The sequence below is a fragment of the Streptomyces sp. NBC_01210 genome, assembly GCF_036010325.1.
Classification (GTDB): domain Bacteria; phylum Actinomycetota; class Actinomycetes; order Streptomycetales; family Streptomycetaceae; genus Streptomyces.
This window is the reverse complement of the sequence record NZ_CP108549.1, coordinates 5,619,842-5,642,866: the sequence shown is the minus strand read 5'-3', so window position 1 is coordinate 5,642,866 and position 23,025 is coordinate 5,619,842. Positions and strand designations below refer to the sequence as shown.

Here is a 23,025-nt window from a genome sequence, read left to right as displayed (position 1 = left end):
CCGGTGGACGCCCTGACCGTATCGGAGGATTGATCGCCTACGGTCGGCCGCACTCCTCCGCCCGCGCCCGCAGCAGCTCACGCTCGCGCTCATTGCGCGTCAGCGACGCCGCCCGCTCGAACTCCGCCCGGGCCTCCGCCAGTCGGCCGAGGCGCGCCAACAGATCGCCGCGCACGCTCGGCAGCAGGTGGTACTCCTTCAGCGCCGGTTCCGCCGCCAGTTCGTCCACCATCGCGAGCCCCGCCTCCGGTCCTTCCGCCATCGAGACCGCGACCGCACGGTTCAGCTCCACCACGGGGGACGGGGCGAGCGCCGCGAGCCGGCCGTACAGGACGGCGATCGTGGACCAGTCCGTCTCCTCGTAACGCACCGCCTGTGCGTGGCAGGCGGCGATCGCGGCCTGGAGGGCGTACGGGCCGGGGGGACCGCCCGCAGCCGCGTTCGCCCGTGCCAGCGCCGCGAAGCCGCGCCGGATCAGCCGCTGGTTCCAGCGGGAGCGGTTCTGGTCGGCGAGCAGCACCGGCTCGCCGTCCGGGCCGGTGCGCGCCACCGTGCGGGATGCCTGGATCTCCAACAGCGCTACCAGGCCATGGACTTCGGGCTCCTGGGGCATGAGGCCGGCCAGCACTCGGCCCAGCCGCAACGCGTCCTCGCAGAGCGCCGGGCGCTGCCAGTCGTCGCCCGTGGTCGCCGAGTAGCCCTCGTTGAAGACGAGGTAGATGACTTCCAGGACCGACGAAAGGCGCTCGGCGCGCTCGGGGCCGTACGGGACCTCGAAGGGGATGCCCGCCTTGGCGAGGGCGCGTTTCGCCCGGACGATGCGCTGCGCGACCGTCGGCTCCGTGGCCAGGAAGGCGCGCGCGATCTCCTCGGTGGTCAGGCCGCCGAGGAGTTTCAGCGTGAGGGCGATCCGTGCGTCCGTCGACAGCACGGGATGACAGGCGGTGAAGATCAGCCGCAGCAGGTCGTCGTCGATGTCGTCGGGACCCGATGGCTCAGGCGGCGGCACGTCCTCCAGGTCGCGCCCGACCTCCGCCAGCTTGCGGGCGTACGTCTCCTTGCGGCGTACGAGATCGATCGCCCGGTGCTTGGCGGTGGCCATGAGCCAGGCGCCCGGCTTGTCCGGCACACCTGACTCCGGCCACTGCTCCAGCGCGGCAACCAGAGCGTCCTGCGCGATCTCCTCGGCGATGCCCACGTCGCGCACGATGCGGGTGACACCGGCGATGATCCGCGCCGACTCGATCCGGAATACCGCTTCCACCGCGCTTGCTGCCGTCACGGACAACCATCAGAGCAGCCCCGAAGCGCAGCGGCAAACAGCTCAGCCCTCGGCGATCTCGCGGAGCTCGCAGGTGATGTTCCAGTTCTCCGGGTGGATCTCCAGGAAGCGCTTGGTCCATTCAAGGGCCTCGGCCTTGTCCTTGCACTGCATGAGGGCGTAGCCGCCGACGACTTCCTTGCTCTCGGTGAAGGGCCCGTCGGTGTACGACACCTTGCCGTCCGACCAGGACACCCGGGTGCCCTCGGCGGTCGGGTTGAGACCGGCCGTATCCAGCATGACGCCGGCCTTGGTGATCTCCTCGAGCAGCTTGCCCATGCGCTCGTTGAAGTCCTCGGGGAAGTCCTCCCCGGACATCTCGTTCTCGTTGATACGGACCATCGACAGGTAGCGCGGCATTGCGACTCCTCGGGTCGGGAGGGCGGGGCCGTTCCCCGCCTCTCACCCATGCGTCGAACGGGAGACGGCCGGATCGACATCGTCACCGGAATTCTTCCGAGGAATTCTCAGCCGAGCGACTCGAAGCGCCAGCGGTGCACCGGCCGTGTGATCAAGTCAGCCGTCGGCTCCGGCAGTTCCGGCAGCTCGGCGCCCACGTCGGACGCCTCCCACCAGGTGATCACCAGCACCCGGTCCTGCGGGGCGCGGAAGGTCTCACGGCGCAGCGGCTCCTGCGCCAGCTCCTGGGCCCGCGCCCATTCGAGCAGCTCCGCGCCCCGGCCCTGAACCGCCCGGGCCTCCCACATCAGCGCGACCGTCATGAGTACCCGACCGTCATGAGTAGAGGTTGTCCTTGCTGATCTCGTGCACATGGTCATGCGTCTGCCCATGCGCAGGCGTCCGGCCCGGCACATGCGGATCCGTCACCGGCAGCGAAGAGTCCGCCGACAGCTCCCAGTCCGAGGCCGGCCTGCCCCGCGCCACCATCTCCGCGCCCAGCGCCGCCACCATCGCGCCGTTGTCCGTGCACAGCCCCGGCCGCGGTACCCGCAGCCGGATCCCCGCCCGCTCGCACCGCTCCTGCGCCAGCGCCCGCAGCCGCGAGTTGGCGGCCACACCTCCGCCGATCATCAGGTGGTCCACACCCTGGTCCTTGCAGGCGCGCACCGCCTTGCGGGTCAGCACATCCACGACCGCCTCCTGGAAGGACGCCGCCACATCCCGTACCGGCACCTCCTCGCCGGCCGCCCGCCTGGCCTCGACCCAGCGGGCCACCGAGGTCTTGAGTCCCGAGAAGGAGAAGTCGTACGCCGGGTCGCGCGAGCCGGACAGCCCGCGCGGGAACGCGATCGCGGCCGGGTCGCCCTCCTTCGCCAGCCGGTCGATCACCGGACCGCCGGGGAAGCCGAGGTTCAGCACCCGAGCGATCTTGTCGAAGGCCTCGCCGGCCGCGTCGTCGATCGTCGCGCCCATCGGCCGTACATCGCTGGTGATGTCCGGCGCGAGCAGCAGCGAGGAGTGGCCGCCGGAGACCAGCAGCGCCATCGTCGGCTCGGGCAGCGGGCCGTGCTCCAGCTGGTCGACGCAGATGTGCGAGGCCAGGTGGTTCACCCCGTACAGCGGCTTGTTCAGCGCATACGCGTACGCCTTCGCCGCCGAGACTCCGACCAGCAGCGCGCCCGCCAGGCCGGGACCGGCCGTCACCGCGATGCCGTCGAGGTCGCGCGCCGAGACGCCCGCCTGCTTCAGCGCGCGCTCCACGGTCGGCACCATCGCCTCGAGGTGCGCGCGCGAGGCGATCTCCGGGACCACACCGCCGAAGCGGGCATGCGTGTCCACGCTCGATGCGACGGCGTCCGCGAGCAGGGTCGTACCGCGGACGATGCCGACGCCGGTCTCGTCGCAGGAGGTCTCGATGCCGAGTACGAGCGGTTCGTCAGCCATCAGTCATTCCAGCCATCAGTGAGTCTCTGTTCCTTGTACGTGGAGCCGCATGACGAGGGCGTCGATATTGCCGGGCTGGTAGTAGCCGCGGCGGAATCCGATGGGCTCGAAGCCGGAGCGCTCGTACAGCTTCTGGGCCCTGGTGTTGTCCACGCGCACTTCGAGGAGCACCTCGTCGCACTCGAAGGCGGTGGCGTGCTGCAGCAGGTCGGTGAGGAGCCGGGAGCCGAGGCCCGTGCCCCACTGGCCGCGGGCGACGGCGATGGTCTGTACGTCTCCGAGCCCGCCGGCCGCAGCCAGCCCGGCGTACCCGACGATCTCCCCGTCCTCCTCGGCGACCACATAGCGGCGGGTGGCCTGCGGGCCGCGCGCATGCGCGAGCTCGGACCAGAACATCCCCGGCGACCAGGCGTCCTCAGGAAAGAGCGCATGCTCGAGCGCGAGCACCGGTTCCAGGTCCCACCAGCGCATCTCACGCAGCACAGCGGTCGCTTGGGCGGTCACTTCGGCGTGACCACCTTGTAGTTCTTGGGCACCTGTGCGTCGGGCCTGCGCAGATAGAGCGGCTTCGGCGGCAGGCCCCCCTGGTTCTGGAAGAACTCGTTCTCACCGGCGGCCAGCTTCTCGGCGGCCAGCGCGGCGAGCGCTCCGGCCGAGACATGCTCGGGCCCGCGGGCGTCCGGGAAGGTGTCGGGGTAGAGCAGCGCACCGGCGCCGACGGTGGGCAGGCCCGCGACCTGCTCCGCGATATCGGCGGGCCGGTCGACGGCGGGTTCGCCCACTCGCTTGCCGGAGGAGTCGTACCGGGCCCAGTAGACCTCCTTGCGGCGCGCGTCCGTCGCAACCACAAAGGGCTCGTCGAGGCCCGACACATACGCCAGCCCGTCCAGCGTGCACACCCCGTACACCGGCACCCCGAGCGCCGAGCCGAAGGTCGTGGCGGTGACCAGGCCGACGCGCAGTCCGGTGTACGGGCCGGGCCCGACCCCGACCACCAGACCGGTGACGGCGTCGAGTTTCGCCCCGGCCTCGGCGAGGACGCGGTCCACGGCGGGCAGCAGCAGTTCCCCGTGTCGGCGCGCGTCGACGCGACTGGACTCGGCGACGACGGAGCTGCCGTCGTGGAGGGCGGCGGTGACGGCGGGCGTGGCGGTATCAACAGCGAGCAGGAGCACGCAAACAGCCTACGGCTCCGGAGACCGGGGCACGGTGCCCCGTCGGACAGGGTGCCTGCTGCTAACGTCACCACGGATACGTACGTACGAAAGGTGGGCGGCACGGTGGCACGGAGCAGCTCGGGACTGGTGGCCGGGCTCACAGCGGCCGCTCTGGCCGTCGTCGGCTTCCTCGCCTACCAGGCGTCGGCGACCGCTCCCGACCATCCGGGCAAGCCGAGCAACCCGAGTGCGGTCCCGTCCGCGCAGGCCTCCGGCGGCCCCAAGCAGAAGCCCAGGAACCCGCTGACGGTGCCGGCGAAATCGGGCGCAGGCGTGCGCGTCGTGTACTCGCTGGGCGACCGGCGGGTGTGGCTGGTGGGCGAGAAGGCGCAGCTGAGGCGGACCTTCCAGGTCATGCCGTCGACGGTGAGCCCGCAGCCCGGTGTGTACCCGGTGACCTCGCGGTCGGGGACGGTGCCCGGCTCGGACGGGGTGCTGATCGAGCATGTGGTGCGATTCGCGAGCGTCGGCGGTGTGCCGATCGGTTTCAGCGCGGCGCGGGACGGGTCGATGGCGAGCCCGGACCCGGAGAAGAAAACCGGCGGTGTACGGATGAAGCGGGCGGACGGCGACGCGCTGTGGAAGTTCGCGGCGATCGGCACGAGGGTCGTCGTCGTTCCCTAGCCGTCGTTCCCTAGCCGTCGTTCCCCAGCCGTCGTTCCCCGGCCATCGCTCCTCAGCCGTCGTACCCAGCTCCCGCGGCTCCCCCGGGCTCCTGTAGCTCCCCGAAGTCGCGCGGCCCGACGGGTCGTCCCGAAGCTCTCGCAGCCCTGACGAATATCGCCCGTATGAATTACGCTGCGTCGCGGCGCGGTGCACGCTCCTCGGCGAGGCGTTCCTCACGGGGCGGTGTGGAGACCGCGCTGGCCGCCGCGCACGACGCCAGCAGATCACTCATCGACAGGGCCGACGGCTTCAGCGTCGCCGGCTGTGCCGACTGCTGCCGTGGCAGCGATTCGCGCTCGGATGCCGGCATGGACGCCTCCTGGGTCTCCGGGGGCAGGCGTGGTTAGGTAGACCTAACCAGGTCTCCATACCATGTGACCACGCGCGGCAGGGCCCGCGCAACACTTTGCCGACGTCTTGTCGGAACGACCAACCTTTCGGGCTCAGCCCGGCGGGGCTCAGCCGGCCAGGAGAGCCGGATCCACCCGGGCCCAGCGCGCGCCGTACCCGGTCAGGGTGACCTCGCGGCGGTCGTCCTCCGTGTCGCCCACGACCCGGTGGATCAGCACATGCAGCCGGTCCTCCGTGAGGTCCTCGACCTTGCCGTCGCCCCACTCCACGACCACCACCGACTCCGGCAGCGAGACGTCGAGATCGAGGTCCTCCATCTCGTCGAGGCCGCCGCCCAGCCGGTACGCGTCCACATGGACCAGGGCCGGGCCGCCGGTCAGCGAGGGGTGGACGCGCGAGATGACAAAGGTCGGGGACGTGACGGCGCCACGGACCCCGAGGCCCTCCCCCAGGCCGCGGGTCAGCGTCGTCTTGCCCGCGCCGAGCTCACCGGTGAGCATCACCAGGTCGCCGGGGCGCAGCAGTTTCGCGAGCCTGCGCCCCAGCTCCTGCATCTGCTCGGGCGATTCAACGGCAAGGCGGGCGGTGACGGTGAAGTTGGCGGTGGTGGCGGCGGTGGTCTCAGCCGCCGGGCTGTGCGGTGCTTCCATACGGGCCAACGTTAGCCGCTGCCGGAACCGCCCCGACCCGGGCCAGCAGGTCCGCAAGCCGGTCGGTGACGACCTCCGGGTGCTCCAGCATCACCAGATGCCCGCCGTCCGGCACGATCACCAGCTCCGAGTCCGGCAGCAGGTCCGCGATCGCCTCGCTGTGCGAGCTCGGCGTGACCAGGTCCTTGTCACCGGCCAGGACCAGCACCGGCACCTCGAGGAAGACGGCGAGCGCCTCGGCCTTGTCGTGCTCCACGAACGCCGGATAGAACTCCGCGACCACATCGATCGGGGTCGACTCGATGAGCCGCTCCGCGAACCGCGCCACCGCCGGGTCCACGTCCTTGGACGAGAAGGAGTACCGCTTGATGAGGCCGGCGAAGAGATCGGCGGTGGCCCGGCGGCCCCGCTCGACCAGTTCGGCCTGCGAGCCGAGGGCCTTGAGCACACCGGGCAGCACCCGCCGTACCACGTTCACGCCCGCGACCGGCAGCCCGTAGTTGACCTCGCCGAGCTTTCCGCACGAGGTGCCGACGAAGGCGACGCCGACGACCCGCTCCCGTACCAGCTCAGGGAAGTGGTCGGCGAGCGCCATGATCGTCATGCCGCCCATGGAGTGGCCGACCAGTACCAACGGGCCCTCGGGCGCGGCCGCGTCGATGACCGCCTTGAGGTCACGGCCCAGCTGGTCGATGGCGACCGGCACGCCGTCCGGGCCGGCCTGCGCCGCGCCGCGGGCCGAACGGCCGTGGCTGCGCTGGTCCCAGTGCACCGTACGCACCAGACCGCGCAGCGCGGCCCGCTGGAAGTGCCAGGAGTCCTGGCTCAGACAGTAGCCATGGCTGAAGATCACAGTGACCGGCGCCGGCGCCTTGCGGCCGAAGAGCCGGCGCCGGCGCGGGCCGCCCGCCTCCGGGTCCACCTCGTCGGCCTCGTAGTAGAGCTCCGTGCCGTCGTCGGCGAGCGCCTTGCCCGGCAGGCCGCGCAGTGAGCCGTACGGCCCGGACGCGTCCAGCGCCAGCCGCGCCTTCTGGCGCATACCGCGGCCGACCGTCATCCGCTCGATCGCCACGCCCGCCGCCGCACCGGCCGCGATCACACCTATCGCGGCGCCGGCGATGCCCGCCCGGCGCCAGTTGCCCGTCGTGGCAGCCGTCGCCGCGGCCGCCACGGCGTCCCCCGTGCTGCTCTCGCTCACCGTGCCGCTCCTACTCGTCGGAGTCCTCGTTCAGATAGACGCGCGGAACCCTCGTTCCGATGCGGGTGACGATCTCGTATGCGATGGTGTCCGCCGCCTCGGCCCAGTCCTCGGCGGTCGGCTCGCCCCGGTCGCCCGGTCCGAACAGCAGCGCTTGTGCCCCTTCTGCGACCGAGCCGCCGTCCGGGCCGAGGTCGACCACGAACTGGTCCATCGCCACCCGGCCCGCGACCCGGTGCCACTCGCCGCCGACCAGCACCGGGCCGCGGCCCGAGGCATGGCGCGGAATGCCGTCCGCGTAACCGAGGGGAATCAGGCCGAGCGTCGTCTCGCACGTCGTGACGTAGTGATGCCCGTAGCTGACGCCGTGCCCCGCCGGGACCTGCTTGACCAGCGCCACGGACGCGGCGAGCGTCATCACGGGCCGCAGCCCGAAGTCCGCGGGCGTGCCCAGCTCGGGGCTGGGCGAGACGCCGTACATCGCGATGCCGGTCCGAACGAGATCGAAGTGCGCTTCCGGGACGGTCAGCGTCGCCGGGGAGTTGGCCATGTGCCGGACCTCGGGCTCGAGGCCCGCCTTCTCGGCGTACGCCACCACCTCGCGGAACACGTCCAGTTGCGCGGCGATCGACGGGTGTCCCGGCTCGTCGGCGCAGGCGAAGTGCGACCACAGACCGGTGACTTTGACGGTGCCCTCGGCCTCGGCGGCGAGCGCGGCCGCGACCAGCTCGGGCCAGTCGGCGGGCTGACAGCCGTTGCGCCCGAGGCCGGTGTCGGCCTTGAGCTGGATACGGGCCGTACGCCCGGCCTCCCGTGCCGCGGCGGTGACTTCGCGCAGCGCCCACAGAGCGCTCACCGACATGTCGAGATCGGCCTCGACGCCTTCGCGCCAGGGGTCGCCCGGCGTCCACAGCCAGCACATCACCCGCCCTTGGATGCCGGCGGCGCGCAGCGCGAGGGCCTCATGGGGCGTGGCGGTGCCGAGCCAGGTGGCGCCGGCCTCCAGCGCCGCCCTGGCACAGGGCACCATGCCGTGTCCGTACGCGTCCGACTTCACCACGGCCATCAGGGCAGCGCGAGGCGCGCGGGCGCGCAGCGCGCGCACATTGGCGCGCAGGGCCGCGAGGTCGATCTCGGCGCGGGCTCGGAGGGGCAGTGTCGTGCTCATCGCGCCCAGTGTCTCAGAGCCGTACGACAACACTCGTACCACAGGGGTGCAACCAGCGGCGGCTGCGTCACACAGGCGCGTCAGGCAGGCGCGTCACACCGGCGCGTCACGCCCCCATCACGCCCCCATCACGCCCGCCCGTCAGTCGTGCACGTCGCGCCAGGCGGCCGGGAGCGCCGCCGCCACCTCGTACGCCGTGATCGGCGTGCCCCGGGACGCCGCATGGCGGGCAGCCAGCCCGTGCAGATACGCGGCGGCCGACCCCGCGTCCCGCGCGTCGAGCCCCGCGGCCATCAGCGAGCCGGCGAGGCCGGAGAGCACATCGCCACTGCCCGCCGTGGCCAGCCAAGGCGTGCCCATCGGATTTACCCGGACCGGGGACCGGCCGTTGTCCGGCGCGGCAACCAGTGTCGTCGAGCCCTTGAGCAGCACCGTCGCTCCATAGCGCGAGGCCAGCTCCCGTACGGAGGCCAGCCGCGCCGACTCCACCTCCTCGCGTGCCACGCCGAGCAGCGCGGCCGCCTCCCCGGCGTGCGGGGTCAGCAGCGTGGGCGCGCCGCGCTCCCGTACCGCCGCCGCGTCCAGCAGCCGCAGCCCGTCAGCGTCGACCAGCACGGGGACGTCGGAGTCCAGGACTTCGCCCACCACGTCGGCGTCGTCACCGATCCCCGGCCCGACGACCCACGCCTGGACCCGTCCCGCCTTCTCGGGCGGCCCCCTGTGCACCAGGGTCTCGGGGAAGCGGGCGATCACCGCGTCGGCCGCGGGCCCGACATACCGCACGGCCCCGGATCCGCCGCGCAGCGCGCCCGCCACCGAGAGCACCGCCGCGCCCGGATAGCGCGCGGACCCGGCGACGACACCGACGACACCCCGCCGGTACTTGTCGCTCTCCGCGGCCGGCGCCGGCAACAGCCATGCCACATCCTCGTGTTGGAGCGCCTCGAGATCGGGCACGGACGGCAGATGGTCCTCGAGCCCGATGCCGACGAGCCGTACCGTCCCTGCGTACTCCCGCGCCGGGTCGATGAGCAGCCCCGGTTTGTACGTACCGAAGGTCACCGTCGCATCCGCGTGCAGGGCCTCGCCCCGCACCTCACCGGTGTCCGCCTCGACGCCGCTCGGCAGGTCGACGGCGACCACGGCGGCGTTGGACCCGCGCGCCGCCCGCACCACCGGCACCGTGTCGGGACGCAGCCCGCCACGCCCACCGATCCCGGTGACGCCGTCCATGACCAGGTCCGCGACGGCCAGTACCTCGAAGGGGTCGTCCGCGACCCGTCCGCCGGCGCCGCGGAGGGCCGCGAGGCCGCCCTCGTGTGCGCGGGCCCCCAGCAGCACCGCCGCGACCCCGGCCCCGCGGCGGGCCAGCCGGGCCCCCGCGTACAGCGCGTCGCCACCGTTGTCCCCGCTCCCGACGAGCAGGACGACCCGCGCCCCGTACACCCGGCCCAGCAGAGCGGCGCAGGCGGCGGCCAGTCCCGCGGCCGCGCGCTGCATGAGCGCGCCTTCCGGCAGCCGCGCCATCAGCTCGGCCTCGGCGGCCCGTACGGTCTCCACGCTGTAAGCGGTACGCATACGGTCAACCCTCCGCGATCACCACGGCCGACGCCACCCCCGCGTCATGGCTCAGCGAGACATGCCACGACCGCACACCGAGTTCCGCGGCCCGTGCCGCGACCGTCCCGCGCACCCGAAGCCGCGGCTGCCCGCTGTCCTCGACGTACACCTCGGCGTCCGTCCAGTGCAGCCCGCCGGGCGCGCCGAGCGCCTTGGCGACCGCCTCCTTGGCGGCGAACCGTGCCGCCAAAGAGGCGTAGCCGCGCTGCTCACCGCTCGGCAGCAACAACTCCCGGTCCAGGAACACTCGTCCAGCCATCCCCGGTGTACGCCGCATCGACGCGGCGAAGCGCTCGATCTCGGCAACGTCGATCCCCACCCCGATGATCACTCCACTGTCACCGACTTCGCGAGATTCCTCGGCTGGTCGACCTCGTTGCCGCGCGCCGTCGCCAGTTCGCACGCGAAGACCTGCAGCGGCACGGTCGCGACCAGCGGCTGCAGCAGCGTCGGGGTCGCCGGGATCCGGATGAGATGGTCCGCGTACGGCACGACCGTCTCGTCCCCCTCCTCCGCGATCACGATCGTCCGCGCTCCGCGCGCCCGGATCTCCTGGATATTCGAGACGATCTTGTCGTGCAGTACGGAGCGTCCGCGCGGCGACGGCACGACGACCACCACCGGCAGATCCTCCTCGATCAGCGCGATCGGCCCGTGCTTGAGCTCACCCGCCGCGAACCCCTCCGCGTGCATGTACGCCAGCTCCTTGAGCTTCAGCGCGCCCTCCAGCGCCACCGGATAGCCCACATGCCGGCCCAGGAACAGCACGGTGTTCTTGTCCGCGAGCGAACGCGCCAGCGCCCGCACCGGCTCCATGGTCTCCAGAACCCGCTCGACCTCGCCGGAGATCTGGGCCAAGTCCCGGACGACGGCCCGGATTTCGTCACCCCACTTGGTGCCGCGCACCTGCCCCAGATACAGCGCCACCAGATAGCAGGCCACCAGCTGCGTCAGAAACGCCTTGGTCGACGCGACGGCGACCTCGGGGCCCGCATGCGTGTACAGCACGGCGTCCGACTCCCGCGGGATCGTCGAGCCGTTCGTATTGCAGATGGCCAGCACCTTCGCTCCCTGCTCGCGCGCGTGCCGCAGCGCCATCAGAGTGTCCATGGTCTCGCCGGACTGCGAGATCGCGATCACCAGCGTCCGCTGGTCCAAAATCGGGTCCCGGTAGCGGAACTCGCTCGCCAGCTCGACCTCGCACGGGATGCGCGTCCAGTGCTCGATGGCGTACTTGGCGATCATCCCGGCGTGGAAGGCGGTGCCGCAGGCGACGATGACGACCTTGTCGGCCTCCCGCAGCACGGACACCGGAATCCGCACTTCGTCGAGGCTGAGCGAGCCCTCCGCGTCGATCCGGCCGAGCAGGGTGTCGGCGACCGCCTTCGGCTGCTCGGCGATCTCCTTGAGCATGAAGTAGTCGTATCCCCCCTTCTCCGCTGCCGAGACGTCCCAGTCCACGTGGTACGACCGCACCTGAGCGGGCGCCCCGTCGAAGTCCGTCACCGTCACGCCGTCCCGGCGCAGCTCCACCACCTGGTCCTGGCCCAGTTCGATGGCGGACCGCGTATGCGCGATGAAGGCGGCCACATCGGAGGCAAGGAAGGACTCGCCCTCGCCGACACCCACCACCAGCGGGGAGTTGCGCCGGGCGCCCACCACCACGTCCGGCTCGTCCGCATGCACCGCGACCAGCGTGAAGGCGCCCTCCAGCTGTCGGCACACCTGGCGCATGGACTCCGCCAGGTCCCCGCACGACGAGAACGACTCGGCGAGCAGGTGCGCCACGACTTCGGTGTCGGTCTCCGACGTCAGCTCGTGGCCGCGCGTCTCCAACTCGGCCCGCAGAGCGGCGAAGTTCTCGATGATGCCGTTGTGCACAACGGCGACGCGCCCCGCATTGTCCAGATGGGGATGGGCATTGGTGTCGGTCGGGCCGCCGTGCGTGGCCCACCGGGTGTGCCCGATGCCGGTGAACCCGCTCGGAAGCGGCCGGTCCACCAGCTCCTTCTCCAGATTGACGAGCTTGCCCGCCTTCTTCGCCGCGGCGAGACCGCCGTCGGCGAGTACCGCCACACCGGCCGAGTCGTAGCCCCGGTACTCGAGCCGCTTGAGGCCCGCGATGACCACATCAAGCGCCGACTGTCCGCCGACGTACCCCACGATTCCGCACATGTCGGCAGCCTACGGCGGCACACCCGGATTCCGGGACATGGCGTCAGCCGGAACGGCCCCCGCGCACGCGCGGGGGCCGCTCTCCTGCCGAGTGGGCGTCGCCGGGGCTAGTTGGAGAAGTACATGTACTTCCAGGCCCCGTGGGTCGTGTAGTTCGCACTGTCGCCCGAGGAGCCGTCGATGTACGACGAGCGCATCCGGGCGCGGATGCCGGACTCGCCCGGTGCCTCGAGGCTGACGGCGGACTTCCCGTTGGTGCCCAGGGCGAAGTACTGGGAGCCCGCGGCCTGCCACTTGCCCTGGTAGTACACCTGGAGCTGGAACAGCTGCTTGCGACCCTTGTAGTAGCTCATCGTCGTGGTGAAGACCGGTGCGGTCTTCTTGTGGAAGTAGTAGTAGGTCGTGGAGCCGATCCTGCCGGTCTTGTAGTGCTTGGAGACGGAGGTGGAGACGTTCACCCTGGCGTACGCGGTCGACTTCACTGTCTTCGGCGCGTAGCGGGCGTCGCCCGCGAAGACGGCGGTGACGGTGGTGTCGCGGGTCATGTCCACGGTGACCGACAGGTTGCCGCCGGAGTTGACCGTGCCCTTCTTGATGAGCCTCTTCGGGGTGTCGCCGTAGGGGTCGGACCAGATCTCGACGACACGGTTCTTGTACGTGGTGCCGAGGCGGGCGGTGAAGGACACGTCCGCGCCGTACGCGTAGACGCCGCCGTTGCGGTTCAGAGTGAGGGAGCTCACGGCCCGGGTGATGTCCACCGAGGCGGACGAGGTCGCCGCGGCGTGCGTCGCGTCACCCGCGTACGAGACCTTGTAGGTGGCCTTGCCGCCGGCGGGCGGCGTGTCCGTGAAGGAGAAGCTGCCGTCGGACTTCGTTGTGACGGAGGGCAGCGCCTTGCCGTTCGGGGACTCGATGTCCGTACGGGTCACCTTGAGGGATTCGCCCGCCGGGGGCGCCGACTTCGAGGTCAGCTTCCCGGTGACGGTGAGCTTCGTGCCCCGGGTGCCCCTGGCGGGAGCCGACACCTTCAGGGTGGGGAGCTCCTTGGTGGGGTCGGTCAGTGCGCGCAGGCTGAACGTGCCGTAGCTGTTCTCCGACACCGCGAACACCCGGCTGCGGTCCGGCGCCCAGGCCAGCGCGCCGTCGACCAGGGTGTCGCCGCCGCTGCTGTTGCCGGTGTTGGGGAACTCGTACTCACGCGTCGGCGCGGGGTCGCCCGGCCTGTGGATGTGAACGTCGGGTTCGTACCAGGAGGAACTGCCGCCCGCGACGGTGCCGTCGGGCGCGACGGCCACGGCGTTCGGGTAGGCGTCGATCGGGTACCTGCCGACCTGCTTGAGGTCGGAGGTGGAGTACGCGGGGAGCCCGTACCCGAAGCCGCTGCCATCCCAGGACGTGAGCACCTGCTGCCCGTCGGGCGTCAGGTCCAGCTGTCTCACGGCGGTGTCCATGCTGCCGGAGACGCGCAGCGCGGCCCCGTCGGCCGAGACGTCGTACACGGCGAGCGTGCCGCCCCACCCCGCCACCAGGACGCCCGGCGCCGCCGGGTCGGCGCCGAGGAGCGGCGCGGTTCCGAAGCCGACGCCCCCGTTCTGCGCGAGCTTGACGACGGGCTCGGCGCCGGAGATGTCGAGCGATCCGAGGCCCCCGCCGTAGCCGAACCACAGACGGCCGTCCACGGCCTCCAGAGTGGTCGGGGAATCGGCGCCGTTCAGCTGGTAGCTCGCCGTCTGGGTGCACGTCTGCGTCTCCACCGAGACGATCCGGTCGTCGCCCTTGACGGCCGCGTACACCTGGCCGGAGTCGGCGGACAGGGCGAGGCCGCTGACACCGGGCAGCCCGGTGACCGTCGCCTTGACGCTGCCCTCGTAGTCCGTGACCACGATCTTTCCGCCGCTCGGGTCGGAGACGTAGACCCGTTGGTGGACGCCGTCCACAACGAGGTCGCCGACCGACTTCACCGACAGGTTCTGCTGGAGTCGGCCGCGGCCGACCCCGCCGAAGCCGCGACCAGCGCGGCCGAGCTGAAGAGGACCGCGAGCGCCGTCGCGGTCGAGATGCTGCGCGTACGCACAGTGATGTGTACCCCCACGAAAGAAACCCGGTGACTGGCCGGGTGACAAGAGAAGGCCGCGCGACACCCCCGTGCGCCGCCCCTGAGGCGCGGTGCGCGACCAATGCACGCAGGGTATGTCATGGCACTGACACTTGAGGACCGGTTTCCGCCGCGATGTCTTTGAACCCACGCCCCCGATCCCACGTGACCGACTCCACCCCCCACTGGTCCTCCCGAGCCACGACAATGTTCAGGTGATCTCTTCGCCGCCACGAAGCGCCCACCGCCGGGCCGAACCAGCGTCGACGCCCTACGTCGACCTCACCCGCGCGGAGTGGAGCGCCCTGCGCGACAGAACCCCGCTCCCCCTCACCGCCGAGGAGGTCGAAAGGCTGCGCGGACTGGGCGATGTCATCGACCTGGACGAGGTACGGGACGTCTACCTCCCGCTGTCCCGTCTGCTCAATCTGTACGTACAGGCCACGGCCGGTCTCCGCGGCGCGCTCAACACCTTCCTCGGTGACGCCGGCAACGGCCACGGCGAGCAGCACGGCACGCCCTTTGTCATAGGAGTCGCGGGCTCCGTCGCGGTCGGCAAGTCCACCGTCGCCCGTGTCCTCCAGGCGATGCTGGCCCGCTGGCCGGAGCATCCGCGGGTCGAGCTGGTCACCACCGACGGCTTCCTCTACCCCATGGAGGAGCTCAAGCGGCGCGGCCTGATGTCGCGGAAAGGTTTCCCCGAGTCGTACGACCGCCGGGCCCTGACCCGTTTCGTCGCCGACATCAAGGCGGGCAAGGAAGAGGTCACCGCGCCGGTCTACTCCCACCTGATCTACGACATCGTGCCGGACGAGCGCCTCACCGTCCGCCGCCCCGACATCCTGATCGTCGAGGGCCTCAATGTCCTCCAGCCGGCCCTGCCCGGCCAGGACGGCCGCACCAGGGTCGGCCTCGCCGACTACTTCGACTTCAGCGTGTACGTCGACGCGCGCCCCGAGGACATCGAGACCTGGTACCTCAACCGCTTCCGCAAGCTGCGCGAGACGGCGTTCCAGAACCCCTTCTCGTACTTCAGGAAGTACACCCAGGTCTCCGAGGACGAGGCCCTGGACTACGCCCGTACGATGTGGCGCACCATCAACAAGCCCAATCTGCTGGAGAACGTGGCACCGACGCGCGGCCGCGCCACGCTGGTGCTGCGCAAGGGCCCCGACCACAAGGTCCAGCGCCTGTCCCTCCGCAAACTCTGAGGACTCCGAGGAGCCCAGCGCGTGCTGCACCTGCGCCTGATCACCCCCACCGACCGGACCGCCGAAGCCGTCCGGCTCATCGAGCGGACGGTCGGCACGACGCACCTCGCGGTCGTCCCCGGCGCCGCCCGCAATCCTCAGGGGGACCTGGTGCTGTGCGACGTGGCCCGGGAGGCGGGCGACGAACTGATCAACGGACTGCGCGCGCTCGGCATCGACGAGTCCGGCTCGATCGCCGTCGAGAACATCGACCTGTCACTGTCCATGCGGGCGGACAAGGCCGAGGAAGAGGCTCCGGGCGAGGGTGCGGACGCGGTGCTCTGGGAGCACCTGACGGACGCGACGCACGAGGAGTCGACGCTCAGCTTCACGTACATCACGTTCCTGTCGCTGGCGACGATGATCGCGGCGTGCGGTGTGGTGCTGGACAACGCGATCCTGATCGTGGGCGCGATGGCGGTGGGCCCGGAGTTCGGCCCGCTGGCCGGCTTCTGCACGGCGCTGGTCCAGCGCGCCCCGCGGCTGGCGTGGCGCTCCCTCCTGGCACTGATCGCGGGCTTCGCCGTGGCGATGCTGGTGACAGTGGTCTTCAGCTACTTCATGGACTGGGTGAACCTCTTCGAGGCGGCGAAGCTGCAGGCGGAACGACCCAACACGAACTTCATCTACCGCCCGGACTGGTTCTCGTTCGTCGTCGCGGTGCTGGCGGGCGCGGCGGGCATGCTGTCGCTGACGTCGGCGAAGTCGGGCGCGCTGGTGGGCGTGGCCATCTCGGTCACGACGGTCCCGGCGGCGGCGAACGCGGCGGTGGCGTTCAGCTACCAGGATTACCGGCAGGCGTGGGGCTCCGCGGAGCAGCTGCTGCTGAATCTGCTGGGCATCGTGCTGGCGGGGACGTTGACGCTGCTGCTCCAGAAGTACCTGTGGGCGAAGCAGCGGCAGCGGGCGGCGGCAAAGTCCCTGCTGTAGAAACGCGATACGCCGCGCGGCCCCGTGGGGACCGAGCGGCGTATCGACGATTTCTGAGGTCGGCGACTTCTCGGGCCGACGACTTCTGAGGTCAGCCCAGCGCGGACTTGACGACGTCGGCGAGGCGGCCGGCCACCGACCGGGCCTGCTCGATGTCGGCGGCCTCGACCATCACCCGTACCAGCGGCTCCGTGCCCGACGGGCGCAGGAGTACGCGACCGGTGGCACCCAGCTCGTGCTCCGCCTCGGCGACGGCGGTCGCCAGCTCCGCGGAGGTCTTCACCCGCGACTTGTCGACGTCCGGCACATTGATGAGCACCTGCGGCAGCCGCTGCATGACCGAGGCCAGTTCGGCCAGCGAACGGCCCGTCGCGACGACGCGGGCCGCCAGCATCAGGCCGGTGAGCGTGCCGTCGCCGGTCGTCGCGTGGTCGAGCACGATCACGTGACCGGACTGCTCGCCGCCCAGCGCGTACCCCTCGGCCTTCATCGACTCCAGGACGTACCGGTCGCCGACCGCGGTCTGCACCAGCTGCAGACCCTCGCGCTCCATCGCCAGCTTGAAGCCGAGGTTGGACATGACGGTGGCGACGACGGTGTCCCCGCGCAGCGTTCCGGCCTCGCGCATGGCGAGCGCCAGCACAGCGAGGATCTGGTCGCCGTCGATCTCCTGGCCGGCGCCGTCCACGGCGAGGCAGCGGTCCGCGTCACCGTCGTGCGCGATGCCGAAGGCCGCGCCGTGCTCGACGACGGCCGCCTTCAGCAGCCCCAGGTGCGTGGATCCGCACCCGTCGTTGATGTTGAGCCCGTCCGGCTCGGCGCCGATCGTGATGACCTCGGCCCCGGCCCGCGCGAACGCCTCGGGCGAGACACGGGAGGCCGCGCCGTGCGCCTCGTCGAGGACGACCTTCAGCCCGTCGAGCCGGTTCGGCAGTACGGCGATCAGATGCGCGACGTACTTGTCGAAGCCCTCGTCGTAGTCGGTGACCCGGCCGACACCGGCGCCGGTCGGCCGCTCCCACGGCTCGCCGGTCCGGTGCTGCTCGTACACGGTCTCGATACGGTCCTCGAGTTCGTCGGCCAGCTTGTGCCCGCCGCGGGCGAAGAACTTGATGCCGTTGTCCGGCATGGCGTTGTGGCTCGCGGAGAGCATCACACCGAGGTCGGCACCCAGCACACCGGTGAGGTACGCCACGGCAGGGGTCGGCAGCACACCGACGCGCAGGACGTCCACGCCCGCGCTCGCGAGACCCGCCACGACGGCGGCCTCCAGGAACTCGCCCGAAGCACGGGGGTCACGCCCGACCACCGCTGTCGGCCGATGGCCTGCGAATGTGCCCGCCTCGGCAAGCACATGCGCCGCAGCGACCGACAGACCGAGCGCGAGCTCAGCCGTCAGATCCGCGTTGGCGACACCGCGCACACCGTCCGTGCCGAAGAGTCGTCCCACAGCTGTCCTCCGAAATGCTCCGAAAATGCAAGCCTCTGAGCGCCATAGCCCGTTATACGCCCGAGGTGGTCCATGAACGAACGCCGCCCCGGCAGCACTGAGTGCCGCCGGGGCGAACGAAAAGCCGTACAGGCCAGCGTGCGATTTAGCGCTTGCTGTACTGCGGGGCCTTGCGGGCCTTCTTGAGACCGGCCTTCTTGCGCTCGACCGCACGGTCGTCGCGGCTCAGGAAGCCGGCCTTCTTCAGCGGGGCGCGGTTGTTGTCCACGTCCGCCTCGTTCAGGGCACGGGCCACACCGAGGCGCAGGGCGCCGGCCTGACCGGAGACGCCGCCACCCGAGATACGGGCGATGACGTCGTAGCGGTTGTCGAGCTCGAGCACCTTGAAGGGCTCGTTGACTTCCTGCTGGTGCACCTTGTTGGGGAAGTAGTCCTCAAGGGTGCGACCGTTGATCTTCCACTTGCCGGTGCCCGGAACGATCCGGACGCGGGCAATGGCGTTCTTGCGACGGCCCAGGCCGGCAGCCGGCTGGGGGTCGCCGAAGCGGGACGCCAGCGACTCGCTGGTGTACTCGCCCTCGACGGGAACCTCCGACTCGAAGGTGGTCACCTCGGCGAAGGTCTCTTCAGCCTCGGTGCCCTCGACGGGGGTCTCTGCAGTGGTCTCGGCCACGATTCTCCTCAGATCTTTCTGTACGTCTTAGGGGGTGGCCGGAACTACTGCGCGACCTGGGTGATCTCGAACGGGACCGGCTGCTGAGCAGCGTGCGGGTGCTGGTCGCCCGCGTAGATCTTCAGCTTCGAGAGCATCTGACGACCCAGGGTGTTCTTGGGGATCATGCCCTTGATGGCCTTCTCCACAGCCTTCTCCGGGCTCTTGGCAAGCAGCTCGTCGTAGCGGACGGAGCGCAGACCACCCGGGTACCCGGAGTGGCGGTACGCCATCTTCTGGGTCTTCTTGTTGCCGGAGAGGTGAACCTTCTCGGCGTTGATGATGATGACGAAGTCGCCCATGTCCATGTGGGGGGCGTATGTCGGCTTGTGCTTGCCCCGGAGGAGGTTCGCTGCCGTAGTCGCCAGACGGCCCAGGACAATGTCCTGCGCGTCGATGATGTGCCACTGGCGCGTGACATCGCCGGGCTTGGGGCTGTACGTACGCACGGTCGTAGCCTTCGCTTCTTCAGTGAGTGGGTCCTGACAGGGCCACCCGGACGATCACGACAGCCATGGCGGCACCTCGGGGACGCAACCCGTGTGCCTGCCGCTGGTCATCGGCCCGGCGGACCGGCGTAAGGGCCTCTCACGTGAGAATGAACAAGCCAATACGCATAACGAACCAGAAGAATACCCGCGGTCCCCCGCCCGGGTCAAAATGGCCCTGCGGCCGGGGCCGCAGCCCCCATGCTACGCCCGGGTAGGTGCGCATGGCCCCGCTGTACGCCCGGTCGGCGCGACGCGCCCGGACCGCGCCCCAGCCCGACCGCGCCCCCCGGCCCCACCGCTCCCCCGACCTCACCGCACCCGCTCCACCCTCCGCTCGTCCCATACCGGCTCCGCCGTCTCACGCACCACCCCGTCCGACCCGAACACCAGATACCGGTCGAACGACTGCGCGAACCACCTGTCGTGCGTGACGGCCAGCACCGTCCCCTCGTACGCCTCCAGCCCCTCCTGCAGCGCCTCCGCCGACTCCAGGTCCAGGTTGTCCGTCGGCTCGTCCAGCAGCAGCGCCGTCGTGCCGGCCAGCTCCAGCAGCAGGATCTGGAAGCGCGCCTGCTGTCCGCCCGACAGCTTTTCGAAGGGCTGGTCCCCCTGCCGCTCCAGCTCGTACCGCCGCAGGACCGACATCGCCCCGCCCCGGTCCTTCGCATGCTCGGTCCACAGAATGTCGACCAGCGTCCGTCCCAGCAGCTCCGGATGCGCATGCGTCTGCGCGAAGTGCCCCGGCACCACGCGCGCGCCCAGCTTCCACGCCCCCGTGTGCGCCACCGACGCGTCCCCCGCCAGCAGCCGCAGGAAGTGCGACTTCCCCGAGCCGTTCGAGCCGAGCACCGCCACCCGCTCCCCGTAGAAGACCTCCAGGTCGAACGGCTTCATCAGCCCGGAAAGCTCGAGCCCGGCACAGGTAAGCGCCCGCACCCCGGTCCGCCCGCCCCGCAGCCGCATCCGGATCTCCTGCTCGCGCGGCGGCTCCGGCGGCGGTCCCGCGTCCTCGAACTTCTTGAAGCGGGTCTGCATCGCCCGGTAGCGCGACGCCATGTCGGGGCTGATCGCCGCCTGGTTCCGCAGCCGCAGCACCAGTGCCTTCAGCCGCGCATGCTCCTCGTCCCAGCGCCGCTTCAGCTCCTCGAAGCGCGCGAACCGCTCCTTGCGGGCCTCGTGGTACGTGCCGAAGCCGCCGCCGTGCACCCATACGTCCGACCCCGCCGGACTCGGCTCCACACTCACGATCCGCTCCGCCGCCCGGGACAGCAGCTCCCGGTCGTGCGAGACGAAGAGGACCGTCTTACGGGTCTCCTTCAGCCGCTCCTCCAGCCACCGCTTTCCGGGGACGTCCAGATAGTTGTCCGGCTCGTCGAGCAGCAGCACCTCGTCAGGACCCCGCAGCAGCGCCTCGAGCACCAGCCGCTTCTGCTCGCCCCCGCTCAGCGTCTTCAGCTCGCGAAACTGCGCCTTCTCGTACGGGACCCCCAGCGCCGCCATCGTGCACATGTCCCAGACGGTCTCGGCCTCGTACCCCCGAGCCTCCGCCCAGTCGCTCAGCGCCTGCGCGTACTTCATCTGCGCGGCCTCGTCGTCGACCGTCATGATCAGATGCTCCGCGGCATCCACCTCGGAAGCCGCTTCCCTGATCCGCGGCTGGGCAACCGACACCAGCAGATCCCGTACGGTCCGCTCGTCCCGCACCGATCCGACGAACTGCGGCATCACTCCGAGCCCGCCGCTGACCGACACCGTCCCGCCGTGCGGCTGCAGCTCCCCCGCCATCAGCCGCAGCAGCGTCGTCTTGCCGGCGCCATTGGCACCCACGAGGGCCACCACCGCGCCCTCCCCCACCCGGAACGAGGCGTCGCCGAGGAGCACCCGTCCGTCCGGTAGGTAGTACTCCAGATGCGCGGCCTCAAGATGTCCCATGCTCCGATTCTCGCCGCCGCCACCGCCCTCGCCCAACAGGTTTAGGATGCGCGGCATGAGCTTTGGGCAGGGGGGACCTCAGTGGAGCCCCGGTGGACAGAACCAGTTCCCGTCCGGGAGACAGGGCCAGGACCCGTACGGGGAACAGAACCAGGACCCGTACGGCGGGCAGCGCCAGGACCCGTACAACCCCCTTCCGGCGCCGCCGGATCCGTTCGGCCTGCGGACAAGCGCGGCGGACACACCGGACTGGGCCGCGCTCGCCAACGCCTCCGCCGCACGCACCCGCCGCAGGCGGTGGCTGCTGATCGGCGGTGGAGCGCTCGCGACCACCGCGATCGCCGGCATCGTGGCGACCGCGATCGTCTCGTCCAACAGTGACGACAACACCGGGGCCGCGGACAAGAACGCGAGCGAACTGCCCGCGCCTGCCGACCTGCCCAACGACACCACCCAGCCCGAGCCGTCCTTCTCCTCGGTGGCCCCGCTGCCCCCGCCGAACCCGAAGGACTTCATCTCCGACAAGAAGAAGGACACCGCGCCGCTCAGCGCCGACACCCTCTTCCCCGGCAAGAAGCTGACGATGGGCGACCGCGCCTACACCAAGGGCGCCACGGCCCGCACCGGCAACTGCGGCTCCGTCACCACCGGCGCTCTCGGCGGGATCCTCGAGAACAACGGCTGCGAGCAGGTCTTCCGCGCCACGTACAGCGCCAACGGCATCGCGGTCACCGTCGGCGTGGCCACCTTCGAGAACGAGGCGAAGGCCAAGAAGGCCGTACAGCAGGCCCAGGGCAGCATCGCGCCGCTGCCCGGCTCCGGCGTCCCCGCGTTCTGCAAGGGCGGCCCGGTCTGCCGGTCCACATACAACTCCTACGGCCGGTACGCCTACTTCACCACCACCGGCTACACCAAGGCCAAGTCCGTCACCAAGGGCGACGCCAAGGCCTTCCAGATCGGTGACGACCTGGCGGAGTTCACCTTCCGTCAGATCGTCCGCCGCGGTGAGGCCCAGGCCTCAGCAGCAGCCACCGCTCCCGCCGGACAGTGAACCGGGCAGGGTCCGCTTGTTGCGGGCCTCCCGGTTCCGGGCGGCCAGCAACTCGTCGGCGGGGTAGCCGACTTCCTCGAGCGTGAGGCCGTGCGGCCGTACGACATGGACTGCCGAGTCCCGTACGCCCGCGGCCAGCACCTTCGCGGGCCACTCCACCGGCCGGTGCCCGTCGCCCACGAACAGCAGCGCACCGACCAGCGAACGCACCATGTTGTGGCAGAAGGCGTCCGCCCGCACGGTCGCGGTGATGATCCCGGCCGCGTCCCGCTCCCACCGCAGCGTCTGCAGCGTACGAATGGTCGTGGCGCCCTCGCGCTTCTTGCAGTACGCCGCGAAGTCGTGCTCCCCGACCAGCCCGGCCGCCGCGGCGTTCATGGCCGCCACGTCCAACGGCCAGTCGTGCCACAGCACATGACCGCGCAACAGCGGATCCACGCCTCCGGGGTTGTCGGTCACCCGGTACGCGTACCGCCGCCAGATCGCCGAGAAGCGCGCGTTGAACCCCGCAGGCGCCTCGGCCACACTCCAGATCCGCACATCCCGCGAGAGCCGCCCGGCCAGCCGCTTCAGCAGCTTCTCCCGGTGCTCGTCCCACACGTCCTGCGGCAGATCGACATGCGCGACCTGCCCCCGCGCGTGCACGCCCGCGTCCGTGCGGCCCGCGACGGTCAGTTCGTACGTCGTCGAGGACCGCGTCACCGTACGCAGCGCGTCCTCGATCTCCCCCTGGACCGTCCGCAGGCCACGGCCACTGGGCTGCTTGGCCCAGCCGGAGAAGTCCTTGCCGTCGTACGACAGATCCAGCCTCACCCGTACGTATCCGGGCTCCACCTCATCGCTCACGCGCTGATCCTCTCAATGCGGAACGGGCCCGCACCCCCGAAGGGATACGGGCCCGTC

Annotated in this window: 23 protein-coding genes; 4 read left to right on the top strand and 19 right to left on the bottom strand. The window is 70.8% G+C overall.

What is annotated here, in order from left to right; all coding sequences use genetic code 11:
* Positions 1-37: 37 nt before the first annotated feature.
* From OG735_RS25795 to tsaB, 6 genes are all read right to left on the bottom strand, one after another.
* Positions 38-1,282, bottom strand: a complete 1,245-nt coding sequence (locus tag OG735_RS25795) for an RNA polymerase sigma factor (RefSeq protein ID WP_327325514.1) — start codon at positions 1,280-1,282, stop codon at positions 38-40.
* Positions 1,283-1,324: 42 nt separating this feature from the next.
* Positions 1,325-1,681 carry a YciI family protein gene (locus tag OG735_RS25790; RefSeq protein ID WP_327325513.1) on the bottom strand — a complete coding sequence of 119 codons (357 nt, stop codon included), beginning with the start codon at positions 1,679-1,681 and terminating at the stop codon, positions 1,325-1,327.
* Positions 1,682-1,788: 107 nt separating this feature from the next.
* Positions 1,789-2,043 carry a hypothetical protein gene (locus OG735_RS25785; protein ID WP_327325512.1) on the bottom strand — a complete coding sequence of 85 codons (255 nt, stop codon included), beginning with the start codon at positions 2,041-2,043 and terminating at the stop codon, positions 1,789-1,791.
* A 13-nt stretch (positions 2,044-2,056) separates the two neighbouring features.
* Positions 2,057-3,166, bottom strand: coding sequence for a tRNA (adenosine(37)-N6)-threonylcarbamoyltransferase complex transferase subunit TsaD (gene tsaD, locus OG735_RS25780; protein ID WP_327325511.1), 1,110 nt, complete (start codon positions 3,164-3,166; stop codon positions 2,057-2,059).
* A gap of 15 nt (positions 3,167-3,181) precedes the next feature.
* Positions 3,182-3,637: a ribosomal protein S18-alanine N-acetyltransferase gene (rimI, locus tag OG735_RS25775; protein WP_327328454.1), complete on the bottom strand. Its 456-nt coding sequence runs from the start codon at positions 3,635-3,637 to the stop codon at positions 3,182-3,184.
* A gap of 29 nt (positions 3,638-3,666) precedes the next feature.
* A complete protein-coding gene (gene tsaB / locus OG735_RS25770; protein ID WP_327325510.1) occupies positions 3,667-4,341 on the bottom strand; it encodes a tRNA (adenosine(37)-N6)-threonylcarbamoyltransferase complex dimerization subunit type 1 TsaB in 675 nt (224 codons plus the stop codon).
* A gap of 105 nt (positions 4,342-4,446) precedes the next feature.
* On the opposite strand from tsaB, the gene OG735_RS25765 reads away from it, so the two are divergent.
* Positions 4,447-5,007: a L,D-transpeptidase gene (locus tag OG735_RS25765; RefSeq protein WP_327325509.1), complete on the top strand. Its 561-nt coding sequence runs from the start codon at positions 4,447-4,449 to the stop codon at positions 5,005-5,007.
* 169 nt (positions 5,008-5,176) lie between these two features.
* On the opposite strand, the gene OG735_RS25760 is transcribed toward OG735_RS25765, so the two are convergent.
* From OG735_RS25760 to OG735_RS25725, 8 genes are all read right to left on the bottom strand, one after another.
* The gene (locus OG735_RS25760) at positions 5,177-5,359 is read right to left on the bottom strand and encodes a hypothetical protein (protein ID WP_327325508.1); all 183 of its coding nucleotides are present in this window, start codon (positions 5,357-5,359) and stop codon (positions 5,177-5,179) included.
* A 148-nt stretch (positions 5,360-5,507) separates the two neighbouring features.
* Positions 5,508-6,050, bottom strand: a complete 543-nt coding sequence (gene tsaE / locus OG735_RS25755; protein ID WP_327325507.1) for a tRNA (adenosine(37)-N6)-threonylcarbamoyltransferase complex ATPase subunit type 1 TsaE — start codon at positions 6,048-6,050, stop codon at positions 5,508-5,510.
* The gene (locus OG735_RS25750; protein WP_327325506.1) at positions 6,022-7,248 is read right to left on the bottom strand and encodes an alpha/beta fold hydrolase; all 1,227 of its coding nucleotides are present in this window, start codon (positions 7,246-7,248) and stop codon (positions 6,022-6,024) included. The genes tsaE and OG735_RS25750 overlap by 29 nt, the downstream gene beginning before the upstream one ends.
* A gap of 10 nt (positions 7,249-7,258) precedes the next feature.
* A complete protein-coding gene (gene alr, locus OG735_RS25745; RefSeq protein WP_327325505.1) occupies positions 7,259-8,416 on the bottom strand; it encodes an alanine racemase in 1,158 nt (385 codons plus the stop codon).
* 141 nt (positions 8,417-8,557) lie between these two features.
* Entirely contained in the window at positions 8,558-9,994 is a 1,437-nt protein-coding gene (locus OG735_RS25740; protein WP_327325504.1) for an NAD(P)H-hydrate dehydratase, read from the bottom strand.
* Positions 9,995-9,998: 4 nt separating this feature from the next.
* Entirely contained in the window at positions 9,999-10,367 is a 369-nt protein-coding gene (locus OG735_RS25735) for a holo-ACP synthase (protein WP_327325503.1), read from the bottom strand.
* Complete coding sequence (gene glmS, locus OG735_RS25730; protein WP_327325502.1) at positions 10,364-12,211, bottom strand: glutamine--fructose-6-phosphate transaminase (isomerizing); 1,848 nt, start codon at positions 12,209-12,211, stop codon at positions 10,364-10,366. Before glmS ends, OG735_RS25735 begins: the two co-directional genes overlap by 4 nt.
* A gap of 107 nt (positions 12,212-12,318) precedes the next feature.
* On the bottom strand, positions 12,319-14,172 hold the full coding sequence (locus tag OG735_RS25725; RefSeq protein ID WP_327325501.1) for an Ig-like domain repeat protein: 1,854 nt from the start codon (positions 14,170-14,172) through the stop codon (positions 12,319-12,321).
* Positions 14,173-14,521: 349 nt separating this feature from the next.
* Between OG735_RS25725 and coaA the strand changes: the two genes are divergently transcribed.
* Together coaA and OG735_RS25715 are read left to right on the top strand one after the other, a co-directional pair.
* Positions 14,522-15,517, top strand: a complete 996-nt coding sequence (gene coaA / locus OG735_RS25720) for a type I pantothenate kinase (protein ID WP_327325500.1) — start codon at positions 14,522-14,524, stop codon at positions 15,515-15,517.
* Positions 15,518-15,538: 21 nt separating this feature from the next.
* The gene (locus tag OG735_RS25715) at positions 15,539-16,486 is read left to right on the top strand and encodes a DUF389 domain-containing protein (RefSeq protein WP_327325499.1); all 948 of its coding nucleotides are present in this window, start codon (positions 15,539-15,541) and stop codon (positions 16,484-16,486) included.
* A 91-nt stretch (positions 16,487-16,577) separates the two neighbouring features.
* On the opposite strand, the gene glmM is transcribed toward OG735_RS25715, so the two are convergent.
* The 4 genes from glmM to OG735_RS25695 form a co-directional block, all read right to left on the bottom strand.
* On the bottom strand, positions 16,578-17,936 hold the full coding sequence (gene glmM, locus OG735_RS25710) for a phosphoglucosamine mutase (RefSeq protein ID WP_327325498.1): 1,359 nt from the start codon (positions 17,934-17,936) through the stop codon (positions 16,578-16,580).
* 145 nt (positions 17,937-18,081) lie between these two features.
* Complete coding sequence (gene rpsI, locus OG735_RS25705) at positions 18,082-18,609, bottom strand: 30S ribosomal protein S9 (RefSeq protein WP_327325497.1); 528 nt, start codon at positions 18,607-18,609, stop codon at positions 18,082-18,084.
* A gap of 44 nt (positions 18,610-18,653) precedes the next feature.
* Complete coding sequence (gene rplM, locus OG735_RS25700) at positions 18,654-19,097, bottom strand: 50S ribosomal protein L13 (RefSeq protein ID WP_005313471.1); 444 nt, start codon at positions 19,095-19,097, stop codon at positions 18,654-18,656.
* Between the two features lie 351 nt (positions 19,098-19,448).
* Positions 19,449-21,071, bottom strand: a complete 1,623-nt coding sequence (locus OG735_RS25695) for an ABC-F family ATP-binding cassette domain-containing protein (protein WP_327325496.1) — start codon at positions 21,069-21,071, stop codon at positions 19,449-19,451.
* Between the two features lie 55 nt (positions 21,072-21,126).
* Here OG735_RS25695 and OG735_RS25690 point away from each other — a divergent pair, with 55 nt between their 5' ends.
* Positions 21,127-22,122 (top strand): hypothetical protein, encoded by a 996-nt coding sequence (locus tag OG735_RS25690; RefSeq protein WP_327325495.1) that lies wholly within the window; start codon positions 21,127-21,129, stop codon positions 22,120-22,122.
* Here OG735_RS25690 and truA read toward each other — a convergent pair.
* On the bottom strand, positions 22,090-22,968 hold the full coding sequence (truA, locus tag OG735_RS25685; protein WP_327325494.1) for a tRNA pseudouridine(38-40) synthase TruA: 879 nt from the start codon (positions 22,966-22,968) through the stop codon (positions 22,090-22,092). The genes OG735_RS25690 and truA overlap by 33 nt on opposite strands.
* Between the last annotated feature and the right edge of the window lie 57 nt (positions 22,969-23,025).